This is a genomic window from Embleya australiensis (assembly GCF_051903075.1).
In the GTDB taxonomy this organism is placed as follows: domain Bacteria; phylum Actinomycetota; class Actinomycetes; order Streptomycetales; family Streptomycetaceae; genus Embleya.
Genome location: NZ_CP182423.1, coordinates 3,979,203 through 3,996,139, shown reverse-complemented (window position 1 = coordinate 3,996,139; position 16,937 = coordinate 3,979,203). Strand labels below are relative to the sequence as shown.

General features: G+C 68.3%; 9 protein-coding genes. 4 read left to right on the top strand and 5 right to left on the bottom strand.

What is annotated here, in order from left to right:
- Positions 1 to 32 precede the first annotated feature (32 nt).
- The 4 genes from ACMXN5_RS47770 to ACMXN5_RS47755 all read left to right on the top strand — a co-directional run bounded on the left by ACMXN5_RS47770 (position 33) and on the right by ACMXN5_RS47755 (position 9,644).
- Positions 33 to 2,255: a GH92 family glycosyl hydrolase gene (locus ACMXN5_RS47770; protein ID WP_439681154.1), complete on the top strand. Its 2,223-nt coding sequence runs from the start codon at positions 33 to 35 to the stop codon at positions 2,253 to 2,255.
- Between the two features lie 185 nt (positions 2,256 to 2,440).
- A complete protein-coding gene (locus ACMXN5_RS47765; RefSeq protein ID WP_439681153.1) occupies positions 2,441 to 3,793 on the top strand; it encodes a D-arabinono-1,4-lactone oxidase in 1,353 nt (450 codons plus the stop codon).
- A gap of 1,001 nt (positions 3,794 to 4,794) precedes the next feature.
- Positions 4,795 to 8,232, top strand: coding sequence for an outer membrane protein assembly factor BamB family protein (locus ACMXN5_RS47760; protein WP_439681152.1), 3,438 nt, complete (start codon positions 4,795 to 4,797; stop codon positions 8,230 to 8,232).
- Positions 8,233 to 8,336: 104 nt separating this feature from the next.
- A complete protein-coding gene (locus tag ACMXN5_RS47755; RefSeq protein ID WP_439681151.1) occupies positions 8,337 to 9,644 on the top strand; it encodes a hypothetical protein in 1,308 nt (435 codons plus the stop codon).
- A gap of 398 nt (positions 9,645 to 10,042) precedes the next feature.
- Here the strand turns inward: ACMXN5_RS47755 and ACMXN5_RS47750 are convergent, their stop codons facing one another.
- The 5 genes from ACMXN5_RS47750 to ACMXN5_RS47730 all read right to left on the bottom strand — a co-directional run bounded on the left by ACMXN5_RS47750 (position 10,043) and on the right by ACMXN5_RS47730 (position 16,827).
- The gene (locus ACMXN5_RS47750; protein WP_439681150.1) at positions 10,043 to 12,433 is read right to left on the bottom strand and encodes an Ig domain-containing protein; all 2,391 of its coding nucleotides are present in this window, start codon (positions 12,431 to 12,433) and stop codon (positions 10,043 to 10,045) included.
- A gap of 161 nt (positions 12,434 to 12,594) precedes the next feature.
- A complete protein-coding gene (locus tag ACMXN5_RS47745; protein ID WP_439681149.1) occupies positions 12,595 to 13,767 on the bottom strand; it encodes a Gfo/Idh/MocA family protein in 1,173 nt (390 codons plus the stop codon).
- Positions 13,768 to 13,837: 70 nt separating this feature from the next.
- Positions 13,838 to 14,689: a carbohydrate ABC transporter permease gene (locus ACMXN5_RS47740; RefSeq protein ID WP_439681148.1), complete on the bottom strand. Its 852-nt coding sequence runs from the start codon at positions 14,687 to 14,689 to the stop codon at positions 13,838 to 13,840.
- Positions 14,682 to 15,659 carry a carbohydrate ABC transporter permease gene (locus ACMXN5_RS47735; protein ID WP_439681147.1) on the bottom strand — a complete coding sequence of 326 codons (978 nt, stop codon included), beginning with the start codon at positions 15,657 to 15,659 and terminating at the stop codon, positions 14,682 to 14,684. The genes ACMXN5_RS47740 and ACMXN5_RS47735 overlap by 8 nt, the downstream gene beginning before the upstream one ends.
- Before the next feature lie 4 nt (positions 15,660 to 15,663).
- Complete coding sequence (locus tag ACMXN5_RS47730; RefSeq protein WP_439681146.1) at positions 15,664 to 16,827, bottom strand: ABC transporter substrate-binding protein; 1,164 nt, start codon at positions 16,825 to 16,827, stop codon at positions 15,664 to 15,666.
- Between the last annotated feature and the right edge of the window lie 110 nt (positions 16,828 to 16,937).

The window sequence follows — 16,937 nt, the reverse complement described above, 5'->3', positions numbered from 1 at the left end:
TTCTGTGGACGACAGGACTGATCGTCATCGCCTTGCCGGCGATATTCATCCCCCTGACCCACACGATGTCCGGGGATGAGCGGCACGCGTCCAACGTGGACAAGGTGAACCCGCTCATCGGGACGACCGGTGCCGACCCGACCGAGTACGGGGGCATGATCCCGAGCGCGGCGCCGCCCTTCGCGATGACCCGGTGGTCACCGATGACGCGCACGAACAGCGTCGGCGCCCTGCCGTACCACTTCCGGGACACGAAGATGACCGGCTTCATCGGCACACACCAGCCCGCGATCTGGATGGGGGACTCCGGATACGTCGTCGGCATGCCCGGCATCGGCGATGTCAAGACGGCGCAAGCGGATCGCGGCCTGCCGTTCGGCCACGGCGACGAGACGGCGTCGCCCGAGCGGTACACGGTGAACCTGCACCCGACACCGGGACAGACACTGCGCACGGAACTGACCGCCACGTCACGGGTCGGTCTGATGCGGATGACCTATCCGGCCCGCACACCGGCCAACTTCGTCGTGCAGGCGACGCGATCCGGCATCACCGGTCAGGTGCACATCGACCCCGCCGAACGAGAGATCACCGGCTACAACCCCGACCGGCAGGACAGCAATCTCGGCCCGTTCAAGGCACCTGGTTTCAAAGGCTACTTCGTGGCCCGCTTCGACACGGATTTCGCCGGCTACGGCACGGCGACCGGCCGGACGCAGTACGACGGGCAATCCGACCGTACCGACCGGGAGGTCTCCGGCTATGTGCGGTTCCCCACCGATGTGACCGTCACCGTACGGATCGCCACCTCGTTCATCTCGGTGGAGCAGGCGCGCGACACCCTCGAACGGGAGGCTCCCGACGATGTCGGCTTCGACGCCGTCGCGGCCCGAACCAAGACCGCGTGGGCGGACAAACTCGACCGGGTCCGCATCAGCGGCGGCGCCGCCGACAAGCAGGCGAACTTCTACACCGGGATGTACCACGCCCTGCAGTACCCGTCGGAGATGTCCGAGTACGGCCGCTACTACAGCGCCTACGACGACCAGGTCCACGAGGGAGTGAGCTACACCGGATACTCCCTGTGGGACACCTTCCGGGCACAGAACGCGATCCTCATCCTGTTCGCACCCGAACGCGTCGACGACATGATCACCTCCATGCTGCAGGACTATCGGCAGGGCGGCCGGCTCCCGCTGTGGAAGAACATCACCGAGACCAACATCATGGAGGGCACCAGCGCGGACGCGGTGATCGCGGAGGCCCTCGTCAAGGGTTTCCACGGCTTCGACCGCAACCTCGCCTACCAGGCGGTCAAGAAGAACGCGATGATCCCTCCCGAGCAGGACACCACGCTCCGGTACGGAGATCGCGAGGAGGGTACGCCCGTCGAGGCCCGGGCCGGCCTGACCTCGTACATGCAGAACGGCTGGGTCGCGGCCGACCGCACCGCCGAGGCCGGAAGCCGGACCCTGGACTTCGCCTACGAGGACTACGCCGTCGCGAAGGTCGCCGCATCCGTGGGGAACACCGAGGACGCCGCCTACTTCCTCGAACGCAGCGAGAACTACAAGAACCAGTTCAACGCCGCGACCGGCCTGATGCAGGCGCGCAATTCCGACGGGAGCTGGGCCGACGGCGGATGGACCGAGGGTGACGAGTGGGTCTACACCAACGACGTCCTCCACGACGTCCCCGGTCTGATCGATCTCAAGGGGGGCAACGCCGAGTTCGCCCGGTGGCTCGACGAGTACTTCGCCCGCGGCAGCAACAACCACACCAACGAACCCAGTCACCATGTCCCGTACCTGTACGACTACTCGGGCCGGCCCTGGCGCACCCAGGAACTGGTTCGGCAGATCGCGGACGCCAACTACCACAACGCCCCCGACGGACTGTCCGGCAACGAGGACGCCGGTCAGATGTCGGCCTGGTACCTGTTCTCCGCCATGGGCTTCTACCCGGTCGATCCCGTCTCCGGCGAGTACGCCGTCGGCAGCCCCTTCTTCGACAAGGTCACCCTCGACCTCCCGGGGGGCCGCCGCCCACTGACCATCTCGGCCGCCCACGCCGGATCCCGCCCCTACGTGCAGGCGCTCGAACTCGACGGCGGGTCCATCGACAAGCCGTTCCTGAGCCATGAGGCCCTGATGCGCGGCGGCCACCTCGACTTCACCATGAACGAGGCGCCCCAGGCATGGGGGGCTGCCACGGCGCCGCCCCCACGGGCTTCCGCGCAGACCGGACAGCGGTAGATCCCGAACACGCCCTTCGAACCCACACCCGCGCCGTCGAACCGGGTCGGGCCCGCCATCGGGCCCGACCCCGGCATGGCGTGGCCGCCCAGGGACGGAATACCGAAGCGATGTCCCGGCCATCCGTATCCCGTCCGTACCAGGACCGGTCTTACGACCCACCGCTGAGCCGAGAGGACGCCGGCATGACTCACACGTGGCACAACTGGGCGGGTACGGAGCAGGCGCGGCCGACCCGCGTGGTCTCCCCCCGCGATACGGAGGAGGTGGCCGCCACCGTTGCCGGCGCCGTCCGCGACGGTCGGCGCATCAAGGCGATCGGGTCCGGCCATTCGTTCAGCCCGGTCGCCGTCGCCCCCGACGTGCAGATGCGGATGGATCACCTGGATCGGTTCGACGTCGACCGCGCCGGCGAGTTGGTCACCGTCGGCGCGGGCATGCCCCTGTGGCGGCTGAACCCGCTGCTCGCCGAACACGGGTTGGCCATGGAAATTCTCGGTGACATCGATCGGCAGACGGTCTCCGGCGCGATCTCGACCGGCACCCACGGGTCCGGCGTGCGCTTCGGCGGCATCGCCACGCAGGTGCGCGCCCTCGAACTGGTCCTGGCCGAGGGCCCGCCGACGCGGTGTTCGCCCGACGAGCGTCCGGAACTGTTCGCCGCCGCCCGGGTGGGCCTCGGAGCCCTCGGCGTCATCACCGAGGTGACGCTCCAGTGTGTCCCGTCCTTCGCCCTGCATGCCCGCGACACGGCGATGCCCGTCGCGCGGGTCATCGACGAGATGCATCAACTCGCCGATACCAACGACCACTTCGAGTTCTTCTGGTTCCCGCACAGTGATGTCGCGCTGACCCGCCGGTTCACCCGGCTGCCCGCCACCGCGCCGCTTCGGCCGATCGGCACACTCACCCGCCACATCGACAAAACCCTGAACGGGCCCGGTTTCGAGACCATCTGTCGTGTCGGCACTCGCTTCCCCGGCACCGTTCGCCCCCTCGCACGCTTCGCGGCCAAGGCCATGTCGACACGCGAATGGACGGACGTGTCCTACCGCGTGTTCGCCTCACCACGCGATGTCCGTTTCCTCGAAGGCGAATTCGCCATCCCACGCGAACTCGCCGCAGAGGCGTTGCGCGAGATCAAGCGGTGGATCGACCGTAGTGACGAAGGGGTTTCCTTCCCGCTGGAGGTCCGCTTCGCTGCCGCGGACGACATCTGGTTGTCCACCGCGTACGGCCGGGAGACCTGCTACATCGCCTTCCATCAGTACCACCGCATGCCCCACCAGCGATACTTCGGCGCCTGCCGGCAGATCTTGGCAGACTTCGGCGGTCGGCCCCACTGGGGGAAGATGCACGATCTGGACGTCGACAGCCTGCGCCCACGCTACGAGCGCTTCGACGACTTCACCGCCCTGCGGGACACGGTCGACCCCGGCGGCGTCTTCGCCAACGCCTACCTCGACCGCGTCCTCGGACCGACCCCCGACGGGTACCTCCGCCCGCGAGCGTCCAACCTCACACCGCACGCCGAGTGATCACGATCGGGATCAGCGGCACCGGGAACCGACCGCGGGCGAGCCAACACGGTTTCGGGCGGCGAACCGGTACTACACCGCATGCCGAGCACGTCGCGACCGCCTCGGGTCTGCTCCCCGGGCAGGGGCGCCCGGAGGACGCCCCTGCCCCACCCGAGATGGACCCGACACCAAGCCGACCCGGTCCGCACCCGAGCTCAGTGCATCTCGGACGCGCTCACCGTCGGCTCCCGGTTCCCGGTGGTGTGCGGCGACCGCTGTGCCGTCGGCCCCGACCCGCTGCCGGTGATGTTCAGCCGCGACTCCTGCACCTGTCGGGCATCACCCCCGCACTCTCCGACAGCTGCCTGGGCCTGATCCGGGCTCTGCTCACCGCCCCCGCCCCGGCCCCGGCCGCACCGTCAGCTTCGACCTCAACGGGCACCCCGCCCTGTGGCGCGACCGCGACCCGGCCGTCCTGCCTGACCTCTGCAACGCCGCCGACCTGCTCTTCCTCGGAGCAGACGAGGCCGAAGCCGCCTTCGGCCTCAGCGGCGATGCCGCCGTCCGGGCGGCGTTCCCCGCCCCCACAACCGTGGTCGTCAAGAACCCGGCCAGGCGGCACCAGACCACGACCGCACCCCTGCCCCTTGCGACGACCTGCGCCGCACACCGAACGGCCTCGAGTGCCCAACGTCCGAAGGCCGAACCGCCGTTCTGCGGCCCGGGCCTTCATCCTCCTCGGGAGCAACCGAAAACTGGGAGTACCGCCCGACCGAACGCCCGGAGTTCCCGGCCGTTTCCAGCGACTCTGCGACGAACTCATCCCGAATGTGAGACAGGGCCGTTCCCTCACAGACCCCTCGCTGGGGCTTGTCGGGTTACGTGCGTAGGGCGGTTGCATGAACGACATCGATCGCGCTTCGTCGCGACATGACCCACTGGCGAACTCTCGCCGGCCCGCCGGGGAACTCTCTGCGCGCAGGGCGGAAAGTTCGTTCGGCGGAAATAGTCTCCGCCGCATGAAATGGATACGTATCGCAGCCAGAGCGGGTCTTGTGCTGCTCGTCTTCGGTGTGTGCTTCGGGGTGCAGTCCGCGTCGGCGCACGTGTCGCCACAACATGCCGAACTCGTCGTCTCGGTCAAGGACGGGGTCACCAGCGGGCGGCTGATCGTCCACCGCGACCTGGTGTCCCCGGACCAGGCTGGTGCCTGGGCGTCGCGGCTGTTGACCGCCGACTGCCCGGCGAGCGGATCGGGCGTCGCCGGCGACAGCGGCGGAGTGCCCGACGGGGTCGTAATCGAACTGGCGTGGGGCTGCCACGTCGACGAATTGGACCTGGCCGCGCTGCTGAAGCAGGGCCAGCTGACCCAGGTGGTAGTCGAGTTCGACGGGACGACGGCCGACGCGACTGCGGCGACACCAATCGTCGACGCGGCGGGGGTCCATGCGGCGCCCACCGCGCCCTCGTTCCCGTGGCGCCCGCTGCTGGTGGGCGTGGCGCTCGCCGCCGCGATCGTGCTGCTCATCGCGCGTCTGGTGATCCGATACCGCGCGATGGCGCCGCCGCATTCGGTTCGGGTCGCACGCCGACGCCGCGTGCGGATCGCCGTCGGCGGTGCCGCGATCATCGCCGGCTTGGCGCAGCAGGCAACCTCGGGAGCGGCGTTCGCCGCCGACCCGGCGGTGACCACCAACCTGGTGACCGTCCAGGGCACGGTGTACGAGGACGGCAACGCCAACGGAGTGCGGGACGACGGCGAGCGGCCCATGGCGGGCGTCGACGTCACCGACGGCTCGGTCTGGACGACCACCGGCGCCGACGGCTCGTACAGCCTGCCGATGGACCTCTCGCGCCGGGAGACGGACCTCGTCAGCATCGTCTCGCCGAACGGCTACACACCCACGCTGCGCGACGATTCCGTCCCGGGGTTCTTCCGCAAGGTGCCCGATGGCACCGGGCCGCGCACCGGCGTCGACTTCGCCCTCATGCCGGACAGGAACGCCGCGAATCCGACCGAGACCTGGGAGATGGTGTCGGACGTCGAGGTCAGCAACGTACGGGACTCGTCCGCGGCTACCACGTTGCCGCAGTGGACCGGTCAGGTCGAGGCGATGTCCGAGGTCGACGGCGCGACTCTGACCATGACGACGGGCGACCTGACGGTCACCGACTACGCCGACGAACCCCGCCGGCAGGGCGGCTACGACATCCTGCGCAAGGGACTGGTCGACGGGAAGCTGGGGCACCCGTACTACCCGGTGGTGGGCAATCACGATGTCGGCGGCACCGCCACATCCAAGGGATACGGCGGCAGTCTCGAGTACTACCGCAGGAACCTGGGCCCCGAGTGGTACAGCTTCGACCGCAACGGCCGGCACATCGTCGTGCTCGAGGACAACTACGACTCCAGCGGCCTCGCGCCGCAGTTGGCGTGGCTGCGCGAGGACCTCAAGCGCCACGCGGTCGGCAAGCAGGTGTTGGTCTTCGCGCACCGCTCCCTGTTCACCAGGTGGGGTCCCGGCGCCGGAATGCAGCCGACCATCGACGAACTCGCCAAGTACGACGTGCGCCTGTTCGCCGCCGGCCACAACCAGCAGGCCGAGTACCGCCGCGGCGCCTTCGACCGGTCGGTCGAGATCAACAACCAAGGCACGTACGGTATCGACGGCTCACACCCGGACTACAAGATCCTCGACTTCAAGGGGATCACCGACAATCCCCAAACCCCGGAGAACGAGGACACCGGCTATGTGATGGGTGTCCACCGCCAATTCGACATCGACGACGACGCCGCCCTCGTGAGCCCTGCGCAGGGCAGCGTGTACGGCACGGGTACCGCCATCCCCATCGAACTGTATGCCGAGGACGACGGCCGCACTCCGGCCACGGCCCGGGTCACCATCCGCGACGCGCGCGGCAAGGTGCGGCAGGACAGCCGGGTGACGTTCGGCGCCCAGGTCCCCAGGACGGGCATCCGGAACTGCTACACACCGCCCGGGGGCGTACCCGAGTCGTGTCCGGCGGCGCGAACCTCCTGGACCCGGGCAAGCGATGCGACCAAGCCGCTTCCCCCCGGCGCCTACACGGTGGAGATGACCGCGGTCGACACGAAGGGCAAGCCGTGGGCCACGATCACGAACACCTTCGAGGTGGTTCCCGGCGGCCGGCTGGGGAAGCCGACCACCGGCCGGGACTGGGTTCGCCAGGGCGGGGACGAAGCGGGGCGCTCCGCCAGTGCCGATGAACCCGGAACCGCGCTGGACCTGCGCTGGGCAGCCCATACCGGCGAGCAGTTCAACCTCAATGGATCGGTGGTGGTCGACGGCAGGTTGATCGTCTCGTCGCGGGCGTTCGACTCGCCGCACAGCATGATGCTCGCCTACGACATCGCGTCCGGCCGCGAGATCTGGCGCACGTATCTGGACGGCGACGCGGAGTCCGCGCCGACGTTCCATGACGGGAAGGTCTACCTGACGACGGCGGTCGGCCGCATCTACGCACTCGACGCGTCCGACGGACGGGTCGTGTGGCAGGCGATCGAGAAGGAGGAGCAGCACGGGGACACGGTGCGCCGCTACGGCCGTGCCGGAGGCCCGGTCAGCGTCTTCGAGCTGAAGAACGCGCAGCGAACGGTCGCCGTCTACCAGGACTGGGACCGGATCCAGTGCCGCGACGCCAAGAGCGGTGACCTGTTGGGAGGCTTCGGCGGAGCGACCAACTGGGGCCAGTTCCACAGCACGGCGGTCCGGGAGCCGGGCTCCGACACCGCGTACCTGCACACGGACTCCAGCAACACACTGGTCGCCATGGACCTCGCGAGCTGCAGCCAGTTGTGGGTTCGGGACACAGCCGGGGGGATCGACAGCCACTCCTCCCCGGTCCTCACCGATCCGGCGAACGGCAACCCGCAGCTCGTGACGATGACCGCGAGCGGCGCCCGCGGACACGACCCGAAGAACCAGGGCGCGGTCACCTGGCAGTCGAATGTGGGCGGCGCCGGCTCCACCGGCTCCTGCGAGCCCGGTCCCGCTCCGGTGACCAGCCCCGCGGTCCGGGGCGGCATCGCCTACATCGCGGGTCGCGACGGGGTCGTCCGCGCGTACGACACCACGGCCGTCGACCCGGCCAAGCCGCTGTGGGAGACCCGCGTCGGCTACCTGCCCGGCAAGAGCCCCCAGGACGACAAATGGCGGGTCGCGATGGGATGCACCACCCCGGGAGCCGGGTCACCGGCGATGCACGCCCTGGTGACCGAGTCCCTCGTGTACGCCGGCACACGGGACGGTCGGCTCGTCGTGCTGGACCGCGCCACCGGCAAGGTGCTGACCCAGTACAACCTCGGCGCCGGGGTGACTTCGGCGCTGTCCGTCAGCGGCGACTGGCTGTTCGCTCTGACCGACGACGGGACAATCCACGCGCTGGCGGCCCGACAGTTGCGCGGCCACACCGGCTGACGCTCCACCAGTAGGCACATTCACACTCCGCGGGTTGCCTTTCCCGACCGGGGAAGGCAACCCGCGGAGCACCGTCGATCGGAAGGATCATGGTGAAACCCCTCATGCTGCCTCGTTCCCGGGAGTTGCGTCTCCTGGTCCTGGGCGTTTTGGCGGCTGCGGCATCGGTCCTGGGACTCGCGGGCGCGGCCGAGGCGCACCCCTTCGGCACCCCGCCGGTCGCCCGCATCTCTAGCGAGGGAACGACGGTCGACGTCATCTGGTCGGCCGCGGCGGACGATCTGACCGTGCTCGGCGAGGCGGCCAAGGCCGAGGCGATGTCCCCAGCGCAGTACCTGGGCGCACACATCCAGGTGAGGCAAAACGGAGTGGCCTGCCGACTCGACGACGCGAACACCCTGCACCTGGCCGGCGACGGCGCCCGGCTTCGCTACGGCTGTCCCGAGCCGGTGCACACGATCGCCCTGTCCATCACCGCGTTGTCGAATGTCGACTCGAAGTACCGGACGATCTCCGTGACGCCGACCGGTGCCGGTGGGCTGCACACAGCGAGCGAGCCGACTCGCACGCTCGCCCTCGGTCCAACGGGCGCCGACCACCCCGGCGACACCGCAGTTCAGCGGGGGCCCTTCAGCGTTTGGACCACGGATCTGGCCGCGCTACTGGACCACCGTGTCGCGCTGCCGTTGGCACTGCTCGTCGCCGCGCTCGCGGGCGCCTTCCACGCGTGCGCCCCGGGCCACGGGAAAACGCTCGCGGCGGGCTTTCTCATCGGCAGCCGGGGACGGTGGTCACACGCACTGTGGCTGGGCCTGATCGTCGCCGCGATGCACACCGCGTCCGTGGCCGCGCTCGCCGTCGGGTGGTGGCTCGCCGCCGAGAGCGCCCCGGATATCGCGGCGCTGACCGGCTGGCTGCAACTGGTCGCCGCGCTGATCGTGGTCGGTGTGGGTGTGGGATTGCTGCGGCGCCACCGGTCCATCCTCACGCACGGGCACAACCATGACCACGCGCATGGTCATGATCATGATGCGCACGGGCACGGGCACGGGCACAGTCATGTCGTCCCCACCGAATCGCTGCTCACCAGGCGCGGCCTCGTGCTGCTCGGCACATCCGGCGGCCTGCTGCCTTCCCCTTCGGCGTTCCTCGTGTTGCTGACCGGGCTGCTCACCGGTCGGTTCGGCATCGCCATCCTGATGGTGGCGGCCTTCGGGCTGGGAATGGCGCTGACTCTCGCGGGCGTCGGTCTCGCCGTGCTGCGAGGACGCGACGTGTTGCTGGCCCGGGCATCCAAGTCGGCCAAGCTGCGGGCATGGACACTCCGACTGCCGATCGTCGGAGCGTCGGCCGTGGTGGTCGGTGGTGTCTTGGCATCCGCGATGGCCGCAGGGCAGGTCCTGGCTCCGTGATCCACACCCGTCGGCGCACCGACCGGCCCACCGGCCGCCGTGCGGGCAGCCTCGCCGCCGAGGTACGCGTGTTCCGGGACGCAGACCTGCCTCCGCAGGCTCAAAGGATCGCTGTTGCGACCCGAGCCACTCGACCGGGAGCGGAAGCCCGAGGACCCGATCGAGTGACTCCGCGCCGTGTGAACGGTTCCCGACGCCCACGACGGGGGCGCACGTCGAGGTGGTGACGACGGCCGCGTCGACGAGCGTGGGACCCGCGACAGTGCCGAACGCCGACTCGGTGGGCCGTCGACGATCGGTCGCGCACGCTCTCGGGCGTGGTAGGCGACGACCGCCGGAAACCGCCGTGAGACGGCGTCCTTTCGCGCCTCCGGTGGATCACCGACGGCGAAGCACCATCAAGGCTTCTTCGGCGGCATGGTCTTCAGCCGGTAGGTGATCCTGGCGTCGGCGACGTCGCCACCGTTTCGGGCGGTGATCGTGAACTTGCTGGTGCCCGGGGTGGCGGGCACACCGGTGAGGCCGCCGGTGTCCTTGTTGAGGGTGAGTCCGCGCGGAAGGCTGCCGGATGTGACTTCGTAGCGGATCGTCCGCGGCGTGCTCGAGGTCACCTTGAACGCGTACAGGACACCGACCCGGGCATCGGGCGGCTCGGGTGTGACGAAGCCCGGTGTCGGCGCCTTGACCTGCTGCGACTCGCCGATCGGCCGACCGGACGAATCCATCTGCTGCAGCGACCATTCCTGATACGGCGTCACCTCGCTCAGGCGCCAGTACGTGTTCGGGTCTCCCAACTGCTCCTTCTGTACGGCCGTGAACGCGCCGACGCTGCGCGCGGACTCCCACGTCTTGACCGCTTGAAGCAACGCCGCGGTGTTCGCTCCGGATGCGAGACTCTTCACGCTGGTCTCGAAATTGATACCCGCGTTCAGGGACGCCGCGCGCGCCATGGTGACTTCGATCTTCTGCAGGCTGTCGCTGCCGGAGAACCCCTGCTGCCCCATCATCCCCGGCAGACAATTGGCGCGGTAGAACGCGTTGCTCCGGAGGATCTGGGCATAGTCCGTCCTGCCGATCTCGCCCCAACTGGCCCGGGACTGTGCATCCCAGGTGTTGGACGCGAGGTTGCTGCATTCGGTGACGAACTCGTCGGAGGCGAGCTGCCGATAGACGCCGTTGACCAGGTGCGCGAAGCCGTAGCCGCCCCAGCCGGTGTAGCCCGCCGATTCCAAACCGTCGTAGGACGTGGCCCGGATGCCGGTGTCGTTGTACGCGGTGGCCAGCCGGGTCGCTATCTCGTCGATGATCGGCAGACCGCCCATCGCGCCGCCGTAGCCGTTCTGGATGAGCCGGGTGGCACGGGTGCCGGCCGGCCATGACTGCGCGGTCGATCCCCACTGGGCCCGCGCCAGGTTGCTCACCTGCCACTCGGTGCCGCCGACCTTGGTGACGGTTCCGTAGGTGATGAACTCGTCGCCGATCCGCAGTCGCTCACCGTCGACGCCCGGTCCCAGCGGGCGGTCGGCGTCCACGTACATCTCGGTGTCCGAGGAGCCGAGTGGACGGGTCAGTCTGACGCTTCCGCCCACCGCCAGCCGCGCGTCGGCCGGGGCCTTCACATAGGGGTCGTGGGGGTCGATGAAATCGGACAGGGTGTGCACGCCGACCTCGATCTTCTCCTTCGCCGCCGCAGCCACCAACTGGGCCGCTGCCGCATCGGATCCCCCGAACGAGCCGTTGAACTGGTAATGCCCGTGCGACTGCCAGGGCCCGTCGCCGGCGATGGCGTAGATATTCCTGACCCCTGCCTGCCGGGCGTATCGGGCGGCAGCGATGACGTTGCTCGTGTCGAGGTCGTGGACCCAGAAGTGGGACTGCGAAGTGCGCTGGGCCACCTTCTGCCACTGGCCGTCGAGGGTCGGGTATGCCTGGCCGTGGTCCTGGGCGATCTGGCTCAGCACGGTGAGCGAAAGATCCGGCGCACTGCCGAACAGCGCGATCTTCGAGCCGACGATCCGACCTTCCGGCCCGGGCAGCGGTCCGAGCGGGATCTCGTACCCATTGGTGCGCTGCCGGACCCGTTCCCGGCTGTAGTCATAGGTGGAGGCGCGCAGCACGCTGCCCCACTTCGTCTTCGCCGCGACGTTGCTCGCCAGCCACTCGTCCTTCTCGCCCGTCTGCAGGCCGTACGGATTCCAGACGAGATCCGGGCCGAACCCGTAGGCGAGATGCTCGTTCGGCCACCCGCCCACGGTCTTGTCGTTGAGCGGGCGAACCCCCACCACGACATCGTTGTCGCCGACCAGACCGACGGTCTCACCGATCGTCCGGGTGATCCTCGTCGGCAGCGGACCCCAGAGCAACGTCTGCACATCCACGCCCGGGGCCGCAGTGAGTCCGGTGACCTCGAGTGTGGAATAGGTCGGAAAGCTGACGACCTTCACTTCGATCGTCACCTTCCTGCCGGTGAACACCAGCACTCGCCGGTCACGCGGCGAGACCTTCAGCGTGGTGGGAACCTCGTGTCCGCCATCGGCCACCACGCTGACCAGCGGCACCGAAATGCCCGCTGCCAGGTAGTCGGTGCCGCTGCGCAGATCCATCAGGCTGGTCACCCGACCACAACGGTCGACGCCCACCGACAGGAAGCCCGCGGTGATCCGATGCGAGGGGGACGTCCCATTGCTGCTTTCCTGCACCGCCTGAGCAGGGAAGGTCGAAAGCCCCATCGTCCCCACCGTTGCGATCGAACTCAGGCCACTGACAAGCAAAAAGCGGCGTCTGTCCATATTTCCTCCTTGTGTGAAGCGAATCTCGACGAAGCGTGTGGACGCCGATTGTTCGCGCTGCGGCTGCCGGGAGTCCGGGTTCCGCGCCGGGGAACGAACGGTGCCCGCTGGGATGGAGGGCCGGCCGCCCCGAGTGAACGGCCGTCGACACTTCGGTGGTCCTACTCCTCGCCGTGCTCGAAGTACGCGACCACCTTCGGGTCCACGGGGGTGACGTCGACGGGCCTTCCCCCGTCCCGCAGCGACATGGTCGCCGCGTAGCCGGCCGCCACCGCCTCGCGGGCCGCCACCGGCGAGGTGACGGTGGCCCCGCCCTCCCGGACGAACCGCAGGAACTCCGCGACCAGCACCGGATCGGCGCCGGCGTGCGTGCCGGGCGGGGTGTGCACGCGCACCACCACATCCGCCTCGGCGCGGTATTCGGCGCGGCGGTTCCACACCCGGACCTCCGCCCCCTCGGTGTCGCCGAAGTTCTCCAGCCGTCCCTCGGTGCCGATCACGGTGTAGTTGCGCCACGTGTCCGGTGTGTAGTGGCACTGCTGGTAGCTCGCGAGAACGCCGTTGTCCAACTGCATCAGCATCATGCTCAGGTCTTCCACGTCCACCACCGGGTTGAGCCCGGTCTGCCCGAGCGGCGGCCAGTTCTCCTGCGACAACCACTCGATCATCCGCTCGCCGCCGCGGTCGCGGCGCGAGGTGATGTCGCCGTAGAGCGTCAGCGCACCCATGGCGTTGACTCGCCTGGTGTACCCGCCGGCCAGCCAGTGGATGACGTCGAGATCGTGAGCGCCCTTTTGCAGCAGCAGGCCGGTGGTATTGCGTCGGTCGGCGTGCCAGTCCTTGAAGTACCAGTCCCCGCCGTTGCCGACGAAGTGCCGGCACCAGACGGCCTTGACCTCGCCGATGGCCCCGCTGGTGATCAGCTCACGCATGGCGAGCACGACCGGCGCGTGCCGCATGTTGTGGCCGACGTACAACGGTGTCCGGTGCTCCCGGGCCGCATCGAGCAACCGGTCGCATTCGTCGGTGGTGATCGCCAACGGCTTGTCCAGGAAGACCGCAATTCCGGCCGTGAGGAAATCCAGGCCGATCTGCGCGTGTGTGTGGTCCGGGGTCAGCACGAACACGCCGTCGAGTCCGGCGTCGAGCAGTTCGTGGTGGTCCGCGGTGGTCCTCACCCCGGTACCGAGGCGCTCCTCGGCGCGCGCCCGCGTCCGCGGGTCGCGGTCGCAGACCCCGGCCACCAGCGAGCCCGAACCGGGCCGGTGGACCAGCTCGACCAGTTCGTCACCGCGGTTGCCCAGGCCGATCACGCCGAGCCTGATGTCGTTCAATGCGCTTGTCCTTTCGGGGGGTTCCGCCGGCAGCGCTCGGGGCGTGTCTTCGATCCCACGCGGGACAGGGCTAGCCCTTGCTGCCGGTGGAGGCGATGCCCTGGATGAAGTGGCGCTGCAGCAGGATGAACGCCACGACCATCGGTGCGGTGGCCATCAGCGACCCGGCCATCAGCACCGAGTAGTCGGTGAAGTGCTCACCCTGGAGCGTGGCCAGGCCGGCGGAGAGAGTCATCTTCTCCGGATCGGTGTTGATCACCAGCGGGAACATCAGGTCGTTCCACGACCACATCGCGGTCAGGATCCCGAGCGCCAACAGACCGGGCTTGGCCAGCGGGAGCGCGACATGCCAGAACACCTGCCACGGGTTGGCCCCGTCCAGCCGCGCGGCCTCCTCGACGTCGTACGGAAGCGCCATGAAGAACTGGCGCATCAGGAAGGTGCCGAACGCGCTGAACATTCCCGGGACGATCAGGCCCTGCAGGGAGTTCAGCCAGCCGAGATCCTGGATGATCATGTACTGCGGGATGAGGAAGAGCAGAGCCGGGACCATCAGCACCGACAGGAAGAGTCCGAACAGCAATCCGCTGCCGCGAAACCGCATCCGGGCGAAGGCGTAGCCGGCCATCGAGGAGAAGATCAGCTGGCCGGCGGTCCGTCCGATGGTCATCAACACGGTGTTGAAGAACATCTGCCCGAAGGGCAGAGCATCGAACACCGCGGTGAAGTTCGACCACTGCCATGCCTGCGGCAGGAGGGTCGGCGGCAGTCGGGTGGTCTCGGCGTACGACTTGAGCGCCGTGACCAACTCCCAAAGGAACGGGCCGAGCATCAGCACCGACATGAAGATGAGCACCGTGTGGGTGGCCACCGACCGGGCCCTGTGGCGCGCGGGGCCGGAGCGGGACGAGAGCTCAGGCATAGTGCACCCACCTCTTCTGCAGACGGAACTGGATGAGCGTCATCAGGACGATGAAGCCGACCAGGACGAAGGCCACCGCGGCCCCGAACCCGATGTCGTGCTCGACGAAGGACTTCTGGAAGAAGAGATACGAGATCGACCGGACTTCGGGCAGCGCCGGATTGGCGGTGCCGGCCGCGGAGCCCGGGGTGCTCATCATCATGTAGGCGAGATCGAACATCTGCAGAGAGTTGATCATCGTCAGCACGGTGATGAAGAAGATGTTCGGGCTGAGCAGGGGCACGGTGATGCGCAGGAACGTTCGCACCGGTCCGGCACCGTCCATCCGCGCGGCCTCGTAGAACTCGGCGGGGATCGCCTGAAGGCCGGCCAGGAGGATCACCATGTTGTAGCCCAGGGACATCCAGATGCCGATCGCGGCCAGTGCGTACAGCGCGATGTCCGGGTCGGAGGCCCAGTGCTGCCCCGAGATCCCCACCGTGGACAGCAGGTAGTTCACCAAGCCGTAGTTTCCGTCGTACATCCACCGCCACAACATCGCCATGGCGACCGGCATGGTGACCGCGGGCAGGAAGAAGATCACCCGGTAGACCGTGCGGCCGCGCAGGTTCTTCTGGTTCAGCAGTGCGGCCAGCATGATCGCAAGCGGGATTCCGGCCAGCTGGATCACGGTGTACGTCACCGTGTTGAGCACCGCCTTGAACACCGTCGGATCGTCGGCCAGTGTCTTGTAGTTGTCCGTCCCGGTCCAGGTGTGCCCGCCGAACGGGCCGGAGGCGGTGAAGCTGTAGTAGAAGGTCTGGGCGATGGGCCACAGGTAGAAGACCCCCAGGCCGATGGCCATCGGCGCGACCATGAAGTAGGCCCAGACCCACTGGCGGCGGCGGCCGGGGCGCCGCCCGCGCCGGTTGGTGGCGCGGGCGGCACGGGCGCCGCGGCCCATGGAGTGGAGAGCCGCAGTGCGTGTCATCGGGTCACTTTTCCTTGCTCAGCGCCGTATTCATCAGACCGGCCATCTCCTTCGCGGCCGCCTCCACATCGGTCTTGCCTTCCCATGCGGGCGCGAACGTGGTGGCCTCCTGGTTGTTCCAGACGGAGGTGTTCTTGGAGGTGGGGTACTGCACCGCGTAGGGCACCTCGTCCATGAACGCCTTCAGGTGGAACTCCGGGGTGGCGTCCACCCAGGCCTGCTGGGTGTTGTTGAAGGCCGGGATGACCCCGCTCTCCTTCGCCCCGATCTCCGCCGCTTGCTTGGACCCGAGGAAGCCGAGGAAGGCGGTCGCCTCCTTGGGGTGCTTGGTCTTGGCGTAGGCGACGTTGGCCAGGCCGTGGATCACCACCGCCCGCTTGGTCCCCTGCGGCAGGACGGCGACGTCGATGTCGTTCTTCAGCGCGTTGTTCTTGGCGAACGCCGAGCTGTTCCAGCTACCGCCGTAGTACATGGCGACCTTGCCGGACTCGAAGAACTGACTGGGGAAGGTGTCGGTCATGGACTTCAGTGACGGCGAGGACCCGTCCTTGATCAGGTCGGTCCAGAACTTCAGGCCCGCGGTGGCGGCGGGCTGGTCGTAGCCCGAGGACTTCCCGTCGGCCGAGATGATCGAGCCGCCGGCCTGGAAGATGGTGTTGTAGTAGTTCTCCTGGCCGAATGCCGGTGCCAGGATGCCGTACTGCTTCTTGGAGGCGTCGGTCAGCTTGCGGGCGGCGTTCCGGAGGGTCTCCCAGGTCCAGGTATCGTCCGGGTACTTCACACCCGCCGCGTCGAACAGCTTCTTGTTGTACCAGAGCCCGACGGTGTCGAAGTCCTTCGGGATGCCGTACTGCTTGCCGTTGTACTCGTAGAGCTTGACCAGGCCCGACGGGTAGTCGGCGAGGTTCACTCCGTTGGCGGCGAGCTTGTCCGACAGCGGCAGCAGCATGCCGTTCGACTCGTACAGCTGGGCATTGGGGCCGTTCATCCAGAACACGTCCGGCGCACTGCCACTGGTGGCATCGGCCTGAAGCTTCGTCCAATACTCCTTGTTCGCCGTGAGCTGGACCTTCACCTTGATCGACGGGTGGGTCGCCTCGAACGCGTCGACGATGTGCTGCATGGCCGGCTGCTGGGTCGCGTCCCAGATCCCATACGTGAGCTCCACCTTGCCGCCCGAACCGCCATCCGAACCGCCCGAACAAGCAGCGGCGCCGAGAACCAGAGCGGCAGCCGCGGTGACTGCCGCCCAGCGTCTGCCGGGCCGGCCGGTGTGTC